We start from the raw sequence: 15,704 nt of genomic DNA, 5'->3' as shown, positions 1-15,704 counted from the left end.
ACGTGAGACGTAAACTCTTGCTGCTGCTGGAAACCGGAGTGGTTCTGGCGGGGCTGCTGTTGGGTGCTTCAGCCTGGAAAATTCATTCGGCGCTGGTACAGCCGCTGAACATTGCCCAGGAACAATTGCTGGATGTGCCCAAGGGCACCACGCCGACCCGCACCTTCTACCGACTCGAAGCCAATGGCGTCATCAAGGACGCATTCTGGCTGCGGGTGTATTGGCGCTTCAACCTCGCCAAACAACCTCTGCACAGCGGGGAATACCGCATTCAACCTGGCATGACCGTCGAAGGCCTGATCGACCTGTGGAAACGCGGGGAAATGGTTCAGTACAGCCTGACCCTGGTCGAAGGCTGGAATTTCCGTCAGGTCCGCGCAGCGCTGGCCAAGGAAGAGAAGCTCGATCATAGCCTCGACGGTTTGAGCGATAGCCAGGTCATGGACAAGCTCGGCCACACCGGGATTTTTCCGGAAGGGCGCTTCTTCCCTGACACCTATCGTTACGTGCGGGGCATGTCCGATGTCGAGGTGCTGAAAACCGCTTACGACCGCCTCGATGAAGTGCTCGCCAAGGAGTGGGAGAAGCGCGCTGCAGATACGCCGTACACCGAACCCTACCAGGCGCTGATCATGGCTTCGCTGGTGGAAAAGGAAACCGGTGTGCCACAGGAGCGCGGACAGATTGCCGGCGTGTTTGTGCGCCGCATGGCGATAGGCATGCTGCTGCAGACCGATCCGACAGTGATCTACGGCCTCGGCGACCGCTACAGCGGCAAGCTGACCCGGGCTCACCTCAAGGAATCGACGCCCTATAACACCTACATGAATGCGGGCCTGCCGCCGACCCCGATTTCCATGGTCGGTCGCGAAGCCATCCATGCGGCACTCAATCCGGTGGAGGGCAACAGCCTTTACTTCGTGGCGCGTGGCGATGGCACTCACGTGTTCTCCGACGACCTGGATGCCCACAACAATGCCGTGAAGGAGTTCCAGATCAAGCGTCGCGCCGATTACCGCTCCAGCCCGGCACCCACTGCCACGCCAGAGACATCGCCGACCGATACTGAACAAAACGGTACACAGGAGGCCAAGGCTTCGCAGGAACAGGCACCGATTCCGGCCGCTTCACCGAACACGGCTCCCGAGGCGCTGCCGCAAGTGCCGGCGCAAGAACCTGCGCCAGCCCCCGAAACGCCCGAACTCGATGCCAACGCACCGAAAAGCTCGCAATGACTCTGACTAAGGACTGCCTGTGACCGGCTTGTTTATTACTCTGGAAGGCCCCGAAGGCGCCGGCAAGAGCACCAATCGCGAATACCTGGCCGAGCGCCTGCGCGCCGCCGGCATCGAGGTGGTGCTGACCCGCGAGCCGGGTGGCACGCCGTTGGCCGAGCGCATCCGTGAAGTGCTGCTGGCTCCGGTCGATGAAGTCATGAACCCGGACACCGAACTGTTGCTGGTGTTCGCGGCGCGTGCCCAGCACCTGGCCGAGGTGATTCGCCCGGCGCTGGCCCGCGGTGCCGTGGTCTTGTGTGATCGTTTTACCGATTCGACATACGCCTACCAGGGTGGCGGTCGCGGCTTGTCGCTGGAGCGCATCGCGACCCTGGAAACCTTCGTCCAGGGCGATCTGCGCCCGCACCTGACGCTGATTTTCGATCTGCCTGTCGAGGTCGGCCTGGCCCGCGCCAGCGCTCGCGGTCGTCTGGATCGCTTCGAACTCGAAGGCCGGACCTTTTTCGATGCCGTACGCAGTGCCTTCCTCAAGCGGGCCGAGGCGGATCCGGCGCGTTATGTGCTGGTCGATGCTGCCCAGCCGTTGGCACAGGTTCAGCAATCGCTGGATGCCTTGCTGCCGCGCCTGCTGGAGTTGAGCCGTGGCTGAGGCCTATCCGTGGCAGGAAAACCTCTGGCAGCAACTGGCCGGTCGCGCCCAGCATGCGCACGCCTACCTGCTGCATGGCCCGGCCGGGATCGGCAAGCGGGCACTGGCCGAGCGCTTGATGGCCAGCTTGCTGTGCCAGCGCCCGAACGCGCTGGAAGCCTGCGGAGAATGCAAATCCTGTCTGCTGCTCAAGGCTGGCAGCCACCCGGATAACTACATCCTGGAGCCGGAAGAAGCCGACAAGGCGATCAAGGTCGATCAGGTTCGCGATCTGGTCAGTTTCGTGGTGCAGACCGCGCAGTTGGGCGGGCGCAAAGTGGTACTGATCGAGCCGGCCGAGTCGATGAACATCAACGCCGCCAACGCCTTGCTCAAAAGCCTCGAAGAGCCGTCCGGCGATACCGTTCTGTTGCTGGTCAGCCATCAGCCGAGCCGTTTGTTGCCAACCATCAAGAGTCGCTGCGTGCAGCAGGCCTGTCCGCTGCCGGGGGAGGCCATGAGCTTGAAGTGGCTGGCCCAGGCGTTGCCGGAGTGTTCCGAAGACGAGCGTGTCGAACTGCTGACGCTGGCCGCCGGTTCGCCGCTGGCGGCGGTCAATCTCCAGGCCCAGGGCGTGCGTGAACAGCGCGCGCAAGTGGTGGAGGGGGTGAAGAAACTCCTCAAGCAACAGCAGTCGCCGACGCAACTGGCCGAAGAGTGGAAAAACATTCCGATGTTGCGCCTGTTCGACTGGTTCTGCGATTGGTCGAGCCTGATTCTGCGCTATCAGTTGACCCAGGACGAAGCCGGCCTCGGCTTGACCGACATGCGCAAGGTCGTGCAATACCTGGCGCAGAAAAGCGCCCAGGGCAAAGTCCTCGATATCCAGGACTGGATCCTCGCCCAGCGGCAGAAAGTCCTGAGCAAGGCCAATCTCAATCCGGCCTTGCTGCTGGAGGCATTGCTGGTGCAATGGGCGTCGTTGCCTCCCCAGCGATGACTGTCTGCGCCTAGACTCTGAGTATCAGCACATCCGACCGTCCCACCCATTCGATACAAGTTGCAGCCCTTTATGCTCGTAGATTCCCATTGTCATCTTGATCGCCTCGACCTGGCCGCCCACGACGGCTCCCTGGATGCTGCCCTGGAGGCTGCCCGGCAGCGCGGGGTAGGGCACTTTCTGTGTATTGGCGTCAGCGCGGACAACGCGGCCGACGTCAAAGCCCTGGCCGAACGTTATGACGACGTCGACTGTTCGGTGGGCGTGCACCCGCTGGATGTGCAGCCGGGTGCCGCGCCGGCGTTGGACTGGCTGCTCCAGGAGCTTAATCACCCGCGTGTGGTGGCGATTGGTGAAACAGGCCTGGACTATCACTACGAACCGGAAGCAGCAGAGTTACAGCAGGAATCGTTCCGCCTGCACCTGCAGGCCGCGCAGCAGACCGGCAAACCGGTGATCATCCACACCCGCGGGGCCCGCACCGATACCCTGGACTTGCTGCGTGACGCGGCGCTGCCCCAAGCGGGCGTATTGCACTGCTTCACCGAAGACTGGGAAATGGCGAAGGCCGCGCTGGACATGGGCTATTACATTTCCCTGTCCGGGATCGTCACTTTCCGCAATGCCGATGCGTTGCGTGATGTGGCCAGCAAGGTGCCGGCCGACCGATTGCTGGTGGAAACCGACTCGCCGTACCTGGCGCCGATTCCCCATCGCGGCAAGCCAAACCTGCCGCAGTACGTGCGTGAAGTAGCGGAATTTCTGGCAATGTTGCGTGGTGAAGCCTACGAGCGGTTTGCCGAGCAGACCACGGCGAATTTCAAGCGGCTGTTCCCGCTGGCACACGTAAAAGGTTAAATCGCAGGCAAAAAAAACCCGGGTTCTGGGGGGTGAATCCGGGTTAAGACCATTAGGAGTAAAACAATGGCACGCGGTCCATTGGTACCAATATCGGCGTGACACTTGGGGGAGATGCCCCGCCGACAGTTCAAGTATTGATCAGGATTGCGCCTAGTCCAGTTTGCTGGTCAGGGTTTTTAAACAAATTTGGAATACGTGCGCTTCGGAAGAGTTCTCATCAACCACTAAACGTACGCGGAATGACCAGAAAGCGTAGATATGGTCGGATGATCCGTGCATTTTTGCGTAAGTTAGGCATAATACGCGGCTTCGAATTTTGACCCCGACAGACCTTTTCTTATGCATAAAGAACCTCGTAAGGTCCGTGAGTTTCGTCGCCGCGAGCAGGAAATTCTCGATACCGCGCTCAAGCTGTTCCTCGAACAAGGTGAAGACAGTGTCACCGTCGAGATGATTGCTGATGCCGTCGGTATCGGCAAAGGCACGATCTACAAGCACTTCAAATCCAAGGCGGAAATTTATCTGCGCCTGATGCTCGACTACGAGCGCGATTTGAACGCTCTGCTGCATTCGGCCGATGTCGACAAGGACAAGGAAGCCCTGTCCCGGGCGTACTTCGAATTCCGCATGCGCGATCCACAACGCTACCGCCTGTTCGACCGCCTCGAAGAGAAAGTGGTCAAGGGCAACCAGGTGCCGGAGATGATCGAGGAGCTGCACAAGATCCGTGCCTCGAACTTCGAACGCCTGACCCTGCTGATCAAAGGCCGGATCAGTGAAGGCAAGCTTGAAGACGTACCGCCTTACTTCCATTACTGCGCGTCCTGGGCGCTGGTGCACGGTGCCGTCGCGCTGTATCACTCGCCGTTCTGGAGCAATGTGCTGGAAGATCAGGAAGGTTTCTTCCAGTTCCTCATGGACATCGGCGTGCGCATGGGCAACAAGCGTAAGCGCGACACCGACACGCCCAGCAGCTGAGCCATTCAGTTGCCTTATTGCGCCATGATTTTGCTACTTGGCGCAGTGCCGCAGGAATATACTCAGGTAGAGGACTTGCTAAAACTTGATTTCTGAGTCAAGTTTTAGTGGCCCGATATTCTTCCGCCGGAGTGACCATGATCGTTGACCGTCAAGGCAGGCGTTTTCGCAACTTGCGAATCAGCCTGACCTCAGCCTGCAATTACGCCTGTACCTACTGCGTGCCCAACGGCAAGCGGCTGGTGGCTGCGCAGGATGAATTGTCGGCCGAAGCCATGGCGCGCGGCGTGGCTTATCTGATTGAAGCCGCGGGCATCGAGCGTCTGCGCATTACCGGCGGCGAGCCGCTGGTCAGTCCGAAACTCGAAGCGTTCATGACAGCGGTCGGGCAGATGGGCCTGGAAGACATCAGCCTGACCACCAATGGCCAGTTGCTGGCGAAGAAACTGCCGCTGCTGGTGAACGCCGGCATTCGGCGCCTCAACGTTTCCCTCGATACCCTCGACGCCAGTGCGTTCCGCGGCATTGCCCGGGGCGGCGACCTGGCCACTGTGCTCGATGGCATGAACGAGGCCAGTGCGGCCGGCATGAAGATCAAGGTCAACATGGTGCCGTTGCGCGGACAGAACCTCGATCAAGTGATGCCGCTGCTCGACTACTGCCTGGAGCGCGGTTATGAACTGCGCTTCATCGAGCTGATGCGCATGGGCCACTTGGCCAGCGATTCCAATGCCTTTCTGCAACAGTTCGTCAGCCTCCAGCAGCTGCTGAGCCTGATCGGCGAGCGCTACGAATATCTGCAAGCCGATGCACCTGTCGATGCGACGGCGGTGCGCTATGAAATTCCGGGGCAAGGCTATTTCGGCGTGATCGCCAATGAAAGTGTGCCTTTCTGCCGGACCTGCTCGCGACTTCGTTTGTCTTCCACCGGGTGGCTGCATGGCTGCCTGTCGTCGAGCAATCGCCATTACATCGGTGACCTGCTGGACAAGCCGCGTCACCAGGCGCTGCCGGCCTTGCAGCGACTCCTGGTGAAAGCCTTGGGTGACAAGCAGGAAGTGGCGTTCTCTGGTGGCGCGACTGTCATGAAGATTATCGGCGGCTGAACCGGCCTCATTGCGTTTGATCAGGCAACGATCAACTTGAGCTGGCGCGGAAGCTGCATCCTACGGCCATTCGCCGGTTTTCCGACACCGGCCTCTGGAGGATAGGATGCGTAGCCTGGTTTTGCTGCTGGCCGTTTTGGCACTTGGTGGCTGCATGAACGTCAGCGATATGGCCGAAGGGACTCGTTACCATATGAGCGATGCGGGGTTACTCGACCACAGTGATAGCCGTCGCGCAAACAACCTGCGCATTCAGCCGGACTCGTTCGTCTACATCGCCCAGGGCGCTTTCATGCCGCCAGGCAGCGACGTTTACCCGCGGCCCAACGTGATTGCCGAAGTTGCGTTCGATGGCTTCGTCGAATACTTCCCGATGGTCCGCCGTGCCCGTACGCCGGAAGGCCTCGACCAGGCCATGGGCGACGCCCGTGCCGCCGGTGCGCACTATCTGCTCTATACCCGATTTGCCCAGTCTGACGACCGTATCGGCAACTCGGACGAGTGGCTGGACCAGGAAGCACTGGATCGTCTCGGCATCGACAGCGGTATGATTCAGATCATGTTGGTCGAGACCAGCACCCAGTATTTGATTGATACTGCGACCATCAAGAGTCGTGGCGGTTTACTGACGTTCCACGATAAAAAACCCGAAGACCTGATGGGCCCGCCGCTGGAGCAATACGCGCGCAGTCTGCTGGGGCTCAGCGACCAGTAATCCCGAGGAGAACGCCATGAGTGACCCGCAAAAAGCCAACGACCTGCTGGGGCAAATCCCCAAGACCAAAGGCTTGCCGCCGGTGCACCTGTGGAACCCCGATTTCTGCGGCGACATCGACATGCGCATTGCCCGGGACGGCGCCTGGTATTACCTGGGCACGCCGATCGGGCGCAAGCCGATGGTCAAGCTGTTCTCCACCATCATCCGCCGCGATGGCGATGATTATTTCCTGATCACGCCGGTCGAAAAGGTCGGCATCAAGGTCGACGATGCGCCGTTCGTGGCGATTGCGGTGGATGTGGAGGGCGAGGGCGAGGCGCAGCTGTTGCGCTTTACCACCAACGTTGATGAAACCACCGAGGCCGGTGCCGGGCATCCGATGCGCGTGGTCATCGATCCGGTAACGCAGGAGCCAGCGCCTTACGTGCACGTGCGCAGCAATCTTGAAGCGTTGATCCATCGCAACGTGTTCTATCAACTGGTGGAGCTGGCGGTGAGTCGCGAGATCGACGGTCAGCGCTGGCTCGGTGTATGGAGTGGCGGCGAGTTCTTCCCCATCGGTCTCGAACCCTGACGCAAAACCCTGTGGGAGCGAGCTTGCTCGCGATGAGGGGATGACATTCAACATCCATGTTGCCTGTTGCTCCGTCATCGCGAGCAAGCTCGCTCCCACATTGGTTTGCGAATACCCAAAGAATCAAATTGACATCCAATCGTATGATGATTAGCGTGAGCTTCCATCACGTACGGCTTTGAGGTGTCCATGTCCAGCAGCTTTCATGCTTCGACGGTTGACTGGCTGGGATGCTGGCTCGCCACGGGGCAGGTCAAGCCAGGTGAGTCACTCAAGGTCGAAGCCGACCTCGGCGAACAACTTGGTGTAAGCCGCACGGTCATCCGTGAAGCCATCAAGACCCTGGTCGCCAAAGGCATGCTCGAGGTCGGGCCGAAAGTCGGCACGCGGGTGTTGCCGGTGCGGCGCTGGAACCTCTTCGATCCACAAGTCGTCGGCTGGTTGTCGCGCAGCGGCTTGCCGGAAAACTTCGTCGACGATCTGCTCGACCTGCGCCGTACCATCGAACCGATGGCCGTGCGCTGGGCCTGCGAGCGCGCAACCGGCGAACAGGTAAATGCGATCCTGTTGGCCTGCAACGCGCTGGACCGGGCGGTGGACAGCGGCATCGATTACAACCGTGCCGACCAGCTCTTCCACGAGTGCATTCTCGCTGCCAGCCACAATCAATTCATCGAACAAATGGTTCCCGCTCTCGGCGCGTTGTTGGCGGTGGCCTTTGAAGTGTCCGCCGCCGACCCGGATGAACTGCGTCGCACCTTGCCGATTCACCGGGACCTGGCCGAGGCTATCGCGGCCCGTGATACCGCCCGGGGTGTCTGGGCCTGCATGACCCTGATCGATAACGCGGACCTGGCGATCAAGCGCTACTACCCGCAAGTCATGGCCGATAAAAAAGCCAGCTGAAAACTCGAACCACACCCTAAAAACAAGAACCATGCAGGAGGTTTCATGACGTTGACGGCGGTTACCGGGCATCGGGCGAAATTGGGCGAAGGCCCGTTCTGGGATGCGCCGACCCAGGCCCTGTATTGGGTGGATATCGCCGGTAAACAGGCGCTGCGATTGATCGGCGCCAACGTGCAGATCTGGCAGATGCCGGAACATGTGTCGGCCTTCATCCCCTGTGAAAGCGGCGACGCGCTGGTGGCATTGAGCAGCGGTGTGTATCGCCTCGATCTCGACTCACCCGGCCTGGAACCGCGCCTGACGTTGCTCTGCGTGGCCGATCCGCAACCGGGCAACCGCCCCAACGAAGCCCGCTGCGACGCCCAGGGCCGGCTTTGGCTCGGCACCATGCAAAACAACATCGGAGAACACGGCGAAGACCTGCCCATCGTCCGTCGTTCCGGTGGGCTGTTCCGCATCGATCGCGTCGGGCGGGTTGCGCCGTTGCTGCGCAATCTGGGCATTCCCAACACGCTGCTTTGGAGCGATGACGCCACCAGCGTGTATTTCGGCGACAGCCTCGACGGCACCTTGTATCGGCATTTCATCCGTACCGACGGTGCTCTCGATACGCCGCAGGTCTGGTTTGGTCCGCATTGGCGTGGCGGCCCGGACGGTTCGGCGATGGATGCCGAAGGTTTTATCTGGAATGCCCGTTGGGACGGCAGCTGCCTGCTCAGGTTGAGCCCGGACGGCAAAGTCGATCGGATCATCGAGCTACCGATCAGTCGTCCCACCAGTTGCGTGTTCGGCGGTACAGACCTGAAAACCCTGTACATCACCAGTGCGACGAGTCCGCTGGGCCATCCGTTGGACGGGGCTGTGTTGTCGATCCCGGTAGATGTGCCCGGGAAGCATTGCACGCGCTTTGCTGGGTAAATCCCAAAATATGGGATGTAAATATATATATTGAGATTTGCCGCGGGCCGGGTTTATAGTCGGCCTCACCAGTTACATGCACTCACACTTAAAAAAACAAAACAGGTGAAGTGATGCAGCGAAGTTCCCCCGAGTTCCCTTGCGGAGCCTGTGCCTCAGAACGTTTCCGAGCTGAAACGTTTTCGCGCTCACCTGTTTCCTACCCAGCGCCTTTTGACCGGACATCGACAGATGCCCGGTTTTCGTCGTGTTTTCAAACAGGAGTCTTGATCCATGGCTGAACCACTGTCATTGCCACCGGTGCCCGAACCGCCCAAGGGCGAACGCCTGAAAGACAAGGTCGTATTGCTGACCGGTGCCGCCCAGGGTATTGGCGAAGCGATTGTGGCGACCTTCGCGTCCCAGCAGGCCAGGCTGATCATCAGCGACATTCAGGCCGAGAAAGTCGAGAAGGTCGCGGCGCACTGGCGGGACCAGGGCGCCGATGTGGTGGCGATCAAGGCTGATGTGTCGCGTCAGCAGGATCTGCAGGCCATGGCCAAACTGGCGGTCGAACGACACGGCCGGATCGACGTGCTGGTCAATTGCGCCGGGGTCAACGTGTTCCGTGATCCGCTGGAGATGACCGAGGAAGACTGGCGTCGCTGCTTTGCCATCGACCTCGATGGCGCCTGGTACGGCTGCAAGGCGGTGCTGCCGCAGATGATCGAGCAGGGTATCGGCAGCATCATCAACATTGCTTCGACCCATTCCTCCCACATCATTCCGGGTTGCTTCCCGTACCCGGTTGCCAAGCATGGCCTGCTGGGCCTGACCCGCGCGCTGGGCATCGAATATGCGGCGAAGGGCATCCGCGTCAATGCCATCGCGCCGGGCTATATCGAAACCCAGATCAACATCGATTACTGGAACGGTTTCGCCGACCCCCACGCCGAACGCCAGCGTGCGTTTGACCTGCACCCGCCGCGCCGCATCGGCCAGCCGATCGAAGTGGCAATGACCGCCGTGTTCCTGGCCAGTGATGAAGCGCCGTTCATCAATGCCTCGTGTATCACCATCGATGGTGGTCGCTCGGTGATGTACCACGACTGAGTGATCGGGCTTTCAGTCGCACTACTACGTCTGAAATTCAATCATCATACGATATGACTATTGGCAGTACGGTTTTACCGCCCATTGATTAACAAAAAAGCGCTTTCAAAGAACGCTCAAGAAAAATAACAAGGAGTCAGCTTATGAATCGTCGTCATGCTATCCGTTCCCTGTGCTGTGCCGCGTTGGCAGTTTCGGCGATCAGCCTGAGCAACACGCTGCTGGCAGCTGAGGAAGTGAAGATCGGTTTCCTGGTCAAGCAGGCGGAAGAACCCTGGTTCCAGACCGAGTGGGCCTTTGCCGAAAAGGCCGGGAAAGAGAAGGGCTTCACCCTGATCAAGATCGCCGTGCCGGACGGCGAGAAAACCCTTTCGGCCATTGACAGCCTTGCGGCCAACGGCGCCAAGGGGTTCGTGATCTGCCCGCCGGACGTGTCCCTCGGCCCGGCGATCATGGCCAAGGCCAAACTCAACGGGTTGAAAGTGATTGCCGTCGATGACCGTTTCGTCGATGCCAGCGGCAAGTTCATGGAAGACGTGCCGTACCTCGGCATGGCCGCGTTCGAAGTCGGCCAGAAGCAGGGCAACGCCATGGCCACTGAGGCGAAGAAACGTGGTTGGGACTGGAAAGACACCTATGCGGTGATCAACACCTACAACGAACTCGACACCGGCAAGAAGCGCACCGACGGCTCGGTGAAAGCGCTGGAAGATGCCGGCATGCCGAAAGACCACATCCTGTTCGCGGCCCTCAAGACCCTCGACGTACCGGGCAGCATGGACGCCACCAACTCGGCCCTGGTGAAACTGCCGGGGGCGGCAAAGAACCTGATCATTGGCGGCATGAACGACAACACCGTGCTCGGCGGTGTACGCGCCACCGAGAGCGCCGGTTTCGCCGCGGCCAACGTGATCGGCATCGGCATCAACGGTACCGACGCCATCGGCGAGCTGAAGAAACCCGACAGCGGCTTCTATGGCTCGATGCTGCCGAGCCCGCACATCGAGGGCTACAACACCGCCAGCATGATGTACGACTGGGTCACCACCGGCAAAGAACCTGCAAAGTTCACCGCCATGGACGACGTGACGCTGATCACCCGTGACAACTTCAAGCAGGAGCTGGAAAAGATCGGCCTGTGGAACTGACGGCCGTTTGATTTCAGCGGCGGCCCCGGCGGCGGGGTTGCCTGATCGGTGTGAAGAGGTGGTTATGCACGCGCAAACAATCCAACACGAACACAGCCTTACCGGCAGCTTGCGCTTCAACGGAATTGGCAAGACCTTTCCCGGTGTGAGGGCGCTGGACAACATCAGCTTCGTCGCCCATCCGGGGCAGGTTCACGCCTTGATGGGCGAGAACGGCGCTGGCAAGTCGACGCTGCTGAAAATCCTCGGCGGGGCCTACACGCCTTGCAGCGGTGCGTTGCAGATCGGCGAGCGGACGATGGACTTCAAGTCCACCGCCGACAGCATCGGCAGTGGTGTCGCGGTGATCCACCAGGAGCTGCATCTGGTGCCGGAAATGACCGTGGCCGAGAACCTGTTTCTCGGGCATCTGCCCGCCAGTTTCGGCCTGATCAATCGCAGTACCCTGCGCCAGCAGGCACTGGCCTGTCTCAAGGGCCTGGCCGATGAAATCGACCCGCAGGAGAAAGTCGGGCGCCTGTCCCTCGGCCAGCGGCAATTGGTGGAAATCGCCAAGGCGTTGTCCCGTGGTGCCCACGTGATTGCCTTCGACGAACCCACCAGCAGCCTTTCGGCGCGGGAGATCGACCGCTTGATGGCGATTATCGGCCGGCTGCGGGACGAGGGCAAAGTGGTGCTCTATGTCTCCCATCGCATGGAAGAAGTGTTCCGCATCTGCAACGCGGTGACGGTGTTCAAGGACGGCCGTTACGTGCGCACCTTCGACGACATGAGCCAGCTGACCCACGATCAACTGGTCACCTGCATGGTCGGGCGCGACATTCAGGACATCTACGATTACCGCCCACGCCAGCGCGGCGCGGTGGCACTCAAGGTCGATGGCCTGCTCGGGCCGGGGTTGCGCGAGCCGGTGAGTTTCGAGGTGCACAAAGGCGAAATTCTCGGGCTGTTCGGGCTGGTCGGTGCCGGTCGCACCGAGCTGTTGCGCCTGCTCAGCGGCCTGGCGCGCAACAGCGCCGGACGGCTGGAACTTCGTGGTCATGAACTGAAGCTGCGCTCACCCCGGGACGCGATTGCCGCCGGGATCCTGTTGTGTCCCGAGGACCGCAAGAAGGAGGGCATTCTGCCGCTGGCCAGCGTCGCCGAGAACATCAACATCAGCGCACGCGGCGCCCATTCCACCTTCGGTTGCCTGTTGCGTGGCCTGTGGGAAAAGGCCAACGCCGACCAGCAGATCAAGGCGCTCAAGGTGAAAACGCCCCACGCCGGGCAGCAGATCAAGTTTCTTTCCGGCGGTAATCAGCAGAAGGCCATTCTCGGCCGCTGGCTGTCGATGCCGATGAAAGTGTTGCTGCTTGACGAACCCACCCGCGGTATCGACATCGGTGCCAAGGCCGAGATCTACCAGATCATCCATAACCTGGCAGCCCAGGGTATCGCAGTGATTGTGGTGTCCAGTGACTTGATGGAAGTCATGGGCATTTCCGACCGCATTCTGGTGCTGTGCGAAGGTGCCCTGCGTGGCGAGCTGAGCCGCGACCAGGCCAATGAATCCAACCTGCTGCAACTGGCTTTGCCATGCCAGCGCGCCGACGGCGTGGCGAACTGAGAGGTGACTATGATGACAACCCAAGACAACACCCTGCCGACCACGCGCAAGCCCCTGGATATGCGGCGTTTTCTCGATGACTGGGTGATGCTGCTGGCCGCCGTCGGAATCTTCGTGCTCTGTACCCTGATGATCGACAACTTCCTTTCGCCGCTGAACATGCGTGGCCTGGGCCTGGCGATTTCCACCACCGGGATCGCTGCGTGCACCATGTTGTATTGCCTGGCGTCCGGGCATTTCGACTTGTCGGTGGGCTCGGTGATTGCCTGCGCCGGGGTAGTCGCGGCGGTGGTGATGCGCGACACCAACAGTGTGTTTCTCGGTGTCTGTGCGGCGCTGGTGATGGGGCTGATCGTCGGGCTGATCAACGGCATCGTGATTGCCAAGCTGCGGGTCAACGCGCTGATCACCACGCTGGCGACCATGCAGATCGTGCGCGGCCTGGCCTACATCTTCGCCAATGGCAAAGCGGTGGGGGTGTCCCAGGAATCGTTCTTCGTCTTCGGTAACGGCCAGTTGTTTGGCGTGCCGGTGCCGATCCTGATCACCATCGTCTGCTTCCTGTTTTTCGGCTGGCTGCTGAACTACACCACCTACGGGCGCAACACCATGGCCATCGGCGGCAATCAGGAAGCGGCGTTGCTGGCCGGTGTGAATGTCGACCGGACCAAGATCATCATCTTTGCCGTGCATGGCGTGATCGGTGCGTTGGCCGGGGTAATCCTGGCCTCGCGAATGACCTCCGGACAACCGATGATCGGTCAGGGTTTCGAGCTGACGGTGATCTCGGCCTGCGTGCTGGGCGGGGTGTCGTTGAGTGGCGGGATCGGCATGATCCGGCACGTGATCGCCGGGGTGCTGATTCTGGCGATCATCGAGAACGCGATGAACCTGAAGAACATCGATACGTTTTATCAGTATGTGATCCGGGGTTCGATTCTGTTGCTGGCGGTGGTAATTGACCGCCTGAAACAGCGCTGACATCTACATTACCTGTGGGAGCGAGCTTGCTCGCTCCCACAGGGTTCTGCGCTCACACATCGTATTGTGTGGTCTGGCACAGATCCTGTGGGAGCAACTGTCTTCACCATGCCACTCGTCACCGCCATTCGGTACCGTCGCGCAATATTCTTCACCCGAGCTTCTGTCCTCAAACTGGAAATTATTGGCTGTCGCCGTCGTCATCATCCGAACTGCCGCTGGTGGTCGAGCCAAGTCCACCACTGTTGGGTGTTTTGCTGCCTGGCAAACTCATACCACCCTGACGTCCTGCATCATTGCGTTGAACCCGCGGGTCGGTGCCGGTGTAGGGCGGCAGGTTTTTATCGATCGTCGTGCCATCGGTGTTCATGCCTGGGGCACTCTGGATCGCCGGTGCCCTGGGCTTTTCCACCGGGTTGGTCGGGCCGGTGCTCGAGCCGATGGTCCCGGCGAACGCGACAGAAGACAGCAGGACGGCGAGGGCGAGGGCGGTCAACCTGGACAGGATCATGGTGTTGTCTCCAACGAGTAGAGTCCTTACCTGATTAGTACGCCCTCGATCCGGATGGGTGCATTGTTAGCGACGAACGGCTCAGGCTTGCTCCAATGCACTAACCGCTGTGGCCCTGCGCCAGATCAACCGGCCCAAGGTGATCAGCCAGTTGAGCGAGGCAACCGCCAACACCGTGAGCAACAGCGTGGCCATGCCTTGCTCGACGATGATTTTCCCGGCCAGCATTGGAAAGCCGAACACGCCAATGAAATACGAGAGGCTGAACAGCAGCAAGGATTGCGCGGTGCTGCCGTTCGGCGCTTCATTGGCGGCCAGGCCGTTGATCACCGAGTAGGTCAGGCCGTAACCGATCCCCAGCATCGCCGCCGCGAGCACGTAGCTGAAGCTGCTGTCGACGACAAAACCGAACATCACGATCGATGCCAGCATCAACCCAGAAAGCACGCACGACGCACGGAATGGATCGCGCTTGACCACGAAACCGGCAACCAGCATGCGGCCGCTGATCGCGGCGCTCATGAAGCCGAGGAAGAACAGCGAATAGTCGAGTGAGTGCGCCGCCGCGTAACTGGTTTGAAAGCTCGACAGACCACCGAACACGCAGCCGCCGAGACCGACCATGATGATCGGGAACACGGCCCTGGACGACAGCACCTGAGCCGCTGCACGCCAGGATATCCGCGACACGCTGCCAGATTGCGCGGGCGCCTGTTTCAATTGCCGATCCAGGCGCCAGAACAGCAATACGCCAATCAGGCTGGCCAGCGCCGCCAGGTAAAACGCCGCCGTCACCGGATAACCGAGCGCACTCGCCGCGCGGCCGAGCAACGGGCCGCTGCCGATCCCGGTCATCATGCTGCCCGACAGCAGGGCGAAGTATTTGGCGCGCTGTGCGGGTGTCACCAGGCTTGCCACGATGATCGGCCCCAGGGTGTAGAACACACCCCAGCCCAGGCCCAGCAGCAGCCCGAAAAACAACAGCAGGTGACCGAAGCCCGGGGTCAGGGCGAAGCCCAGGCTGGCCGCCACCAGCAACACACCGAACAGCGCCACCGAGCGGGCGGCACCGAGCAGGTCGGACAAATGACCGGAAACAATCACCGCCGCAAAGGTGCTGAGCATCGCCGCCGAAATCACACTCCCGGCGTCGTGTTCGTTACCGCCGCGCGAACCGATCAACAACGACAGCAAAAACGTCGAACCGTAGGACAACGACAACAGGTAACTGGCGAGGCAGAACAGGCCGAACAACTTGCTTGAAACTGGGGGTGTTGCGGTAGACATGACGCGGTTCCTTGACCGGCTAAATGAGCAGCGCGGCTATCTAACCATGCAGTGCCAAAATGTTAGGTCCGAGGTTATCGATTCCAGGGTTAGTGTTGGCCGGAGTAATGAGCGCATTTGTGGCCAGTGAGCAAGCTCTCTCGCCA

General features: G+C 60.4%; 16 protein-coding genes. 14 read left to right on the top strand and 2 right to left on the bottom strand.

Annotated features, from left to right (window positions below; genetic code table 11):
* The first annotated feature begins 2 nt into the window (after positions 1–2).
* The 14 genes from mltG to araH all read left to right on the top strand — a co-directional run bounded on the left by mltG (position 3) and on the right by araH (position 13,760).
* A complete protein-coding gene (gene mltG / locus AC1D1M_RS07645) occupies positions 3–1,235 on the top strand; it encodes an endolytic transglycosylase MltG (RefSeq protein WP_477775157.1) in 1,233 nt (410 codons plus the stop codon).
* Between the two features lie 19 nt (positions 1,236–1,254).
* Positions 1,255–1,887 carry a dTMP kinase gene (tmk, locus tag AC1D1M_RS07640; protein ID WP_477775156.1) on the top strand — a complete coding sequence of 211 codons (633 nt, stop codon included), beginning with the start codon at positions 1,255–1,257 and terminating at the stop codon, positions 1,885–1,887.
* Complete coding sequence (locus tag AC1D1M_RS07635; protein ID WP_477775155.1) at positions 1,880–2,866, top strand: DNA polymerase III subunit delta'; 987 nt, start codon at positions 1,880–1,882, stop codon at positions 2,864–2,866. Before tmk ends, AC1D1M_RS07635 begins: the two co-directional genes overlap by 8 nt.
* A gap of 72 nt (positions 2,867–2,938) precedes the next feature.
* Positions 2,939–3,724: a TatD family hydrolase gene (locus tag AC1D1M_RS07630; protein WP_477775154.1), complete on the top strand. Its 786-nt coding sequence runs from the start codon at positions 2,939–2,941 to the stop codon at positions 3,722–3,724.
* A 342-nt stretch (positions 3,725–4,066) separates the two neighbouring features.
* On the top strand, positions 4,067–4,705 hold the full coding sequence (locus tag AC1D1M_RS07625) for a TetR/AcrR family transcriptional regulator (RefSeq protein ID WP_007997056.1): 639 nt from the start codon (positions 4,067–4,069) through the stop codon (positions 4,703–4,705).
* Positions 4,706–4,842: 137 nt separating this feature from the next.
* The gene (locus AC1D1M_RS07620) at positions 4,843–5,811 is read left to right on the top strand and encodes a GTP 3',8-cyclase MoaA (RefSeq protein ID WP_477775153.1); all 969 of its coding nucleotides are present in this window, start codon (positions 4,843–4,845) and stop codon (positions 5,809–5,811) included.
* Between the two features lie 106 nt (positions 5,812–5,917).
* Positions 5,918–6,526, top strand: a complete 609-nt coding sequence (locus AC1D1M_RS07615) for a DUF4823 domain-containing protein (RefSeq protein ID WP_477775152.1) — start codon at positions 5,918–5,920, stop codon at positions 6,524–6,526.
* Positions 6,527–6,542: 16 nt separating this feature from the next.
* Positions 6,543–7,103, top strand: coding sequence for a DUF1285 domain-containing protein (locus AC1D1M_RS07610; protein ID WP_477775151.1), 561 nt, complete (start codon positions 6,543–6,545; stop codon positions 7,101–7,103).
* A 189-nt stretch (positions 7,104–7,292) separates the two neighbouring features.
* Positions 7,293–8,009, top strand: a complete 717-nt coding sequence (locus AC1D1M_RS07605; protein WP_477775150.1) for a FadR/GntR family transcriptional regulator — start codon at positions 7,293–7,295, stop codon at positions 8,007–8,009.
* A 45-nt stretch (positions 8,010–8,054) separates the two neighbouring features.
* Positions 8,055–8,930: an SMP-30/gluconolactonase/LRE family protein gene (locus AC1D1M_RS07600; RefSeq protein ID WP_477775149.1), complete on the top strand. Its 876-nt coding sequence runs from the start codon at positions 8,055–8,057 to the stop codon at positions 8,928–8,930.
* Positions 8,931–9,203: 273 nt separating this feature from the next.
* On the top strand, positions 9,204–10,022 hold the full coding sequence (locus AC1D1M_RS07595; RefSeq protein ID WP_477775148.1) for an SDR family oxidoreductase: 819 nt from the start codon (positions 9,204–9,206) through the stop codon (positions 10,020–10,022).
* Positions 10,023–10,165: 143 nt separating this feature from the next.
* Positions 10,166–11,170, top strand: a complete 1,005-nt coding sequence (locus AC1D1M_RS07590) for a substrate-binding domain-containing protein (protein ID WP_477775147.1) — start codon at positions 10,166–10,168, stop codon at positions 11,168–11,170.
* Between the two features lie 64 nt (positions 11,171–11,234).
* The gene (araG, locus tag AC1D1M_RS07585; RefSeq protein WP_477775146.1) at positions 11,235–12,779 is read left to right on the top strand and encodes an L-arabinose ABC transporter ATP-binding protein AraG; all 1,545 of its coding nucleotides are present in this window, start codon (positions 11,235–11,237) and stop codon (positions 12,777–12,779) included.
* Between the two features lie 12 nt (positions 12,780–12,791).
* Positions 12,792–13,760 (top strand): L-arabinose ABC transporter permease AraH, encoded by a 969-nt coding sequence (araH, locus tag AC1D1M_RS07580; protein WP_477775145.1) that lies wholly within the window; start codon positions 12,792–12,794, stop codon positions 13,758–13,760.
* 181 nt (positions 13,761–13,941) lie between these two features.
* Here araH and AC1D1M_RS07575 read toward each other — a convergent pair whose 3' ends face one another.
* Together AC1D1M_RS07575 and AC1D1M_RS07570 are read right to left on the bottom strand one after the other, a co-directional pair.
* Positions 13,942–14,271 carry a hypothetical protein gene (locus AC1D1M_RS07575; protein WP_477775144.1) on the bottom strand — a complete coding sequence of 110 codons (330 nt, stop codon included), beginning with the start codon at positions 14,269–14,271 and terminating at the stop codon, positions 13,942–13,944.
* A gap of 81 nt (positions 14,272–14,352) precedes the next feature.
* Complete coding sequence (locus AC1D1M_RS07570) at positions 14,353–15,558, bottom strand: MFS transporter (RefSeq protein WP_477775143.1); 1,206 nt, start codon at positions 15,556–15,558, stop codon at positions 14,353–14,355.
* Positions 15,559–15,704: the final 146 nt, after the last annotated feature.

The sequence above is a fragment of the Pseudomonas sp. P1_F7 genome, assembly GCF_056405655.1.
Note: the sequence above shows the minus strand (reverse complement) of the source record. Positions and strands in the feature narration are given on the sequence as shown.

Bases quoted from the DNA above. Each gene is read 5' to 3' on its own strand.
- AC1D1M_RS07615 (WP_477775152.1), top strand. From the start codon at position 5,918: ATGCGTAGCCTGGTTTTGCTGCTGGCCGTTTTGGCACTTGGTGGCTGC.
- araG (WP_477775146.1), top strand. From the start codon at position 11,235: ATGCACGCGCAAACAATCCAACACGAACACAGCCTTACCGGCAGCTTG.
- araH (WP_477775145.1), top strand. From the start codon at position 12,792: ATGACAACCCAAGACAACACCCTGCCGACCACGCGCAAGCCCCTGGAT.
- AC1D1M_RS07590 (WP_477775147.1), top strand. From the start codon at position 10,166: ATGAATCGTCGTCATGCTATCCGTTCCCTGTGCTGTGCCGCGTTGGCA.
- AC1D1M_RS07605 (WP_477775150.1), top strand. From the start codon at position 7,293: ATGTCCAGCAGCTTTCATGCTTCGACGGTTGACTGGCTGGGATGCTGG.
- AC1D1M_RS07600 (WP_477775149.1), top strand. From the start codon at position 8,055: ATGACGTTGACGGCGGTTACCGGGCATCGGGCGAAATTGGGCGAAGGC.
- AC1D1M_RS07620 (WP_477775153.1), top strand. From the start codon at position 4,843: ATGATCGTTGACCGTCAAGGCAGGCGTTTTCGCAACTTGCGAATCAGC.
- AC1D1M_RS07570 (WP_477775143.1), bottom strand. From the start codon at position 15,558: ATGTCTACCGCAACACCCCCAGTTTCAAGCAAGTTGTTCGGCCTGTTC.
- AC1D1M_RS07630 (WP_477775154.1), top strand. From the start codon at position 2,939: ATGCTCGTAGATTCCCATTGTCATCTTGATCGCCTCGACCTGGCCGCC.
- AC1D1M_RS07575 (WP_477775144.1), bottom strand. From the start codon at position 14,271: ATGATCCTGTCCAGGTTGACCGCCCTCGCCCTCGCCGTCCTGCTGTCT.
- AC1D1M_RS07625 (WP_007997056.1), top strand. From the start codon at position 4,067: ATGCATAAAGAACCTCGTAAGGTCCGTGAGTTTCGTCGCCGCGAGCAG.
- AC1D1M_RS07610 (WP_477775151.1), top strand. From the start codon at position 6,543: ATGAGTGACCCGCAAAAAGCCAACGACCTGCTGGGGCAAATCCCCAAG.
- AC1D1M_RS07595 (WP_477775148.1), top strand. From the start codon at position 9,204: ATGGCTGAACCACTGTCATTGCCACCGGTGCCCGAACCGCCCAAGGGC.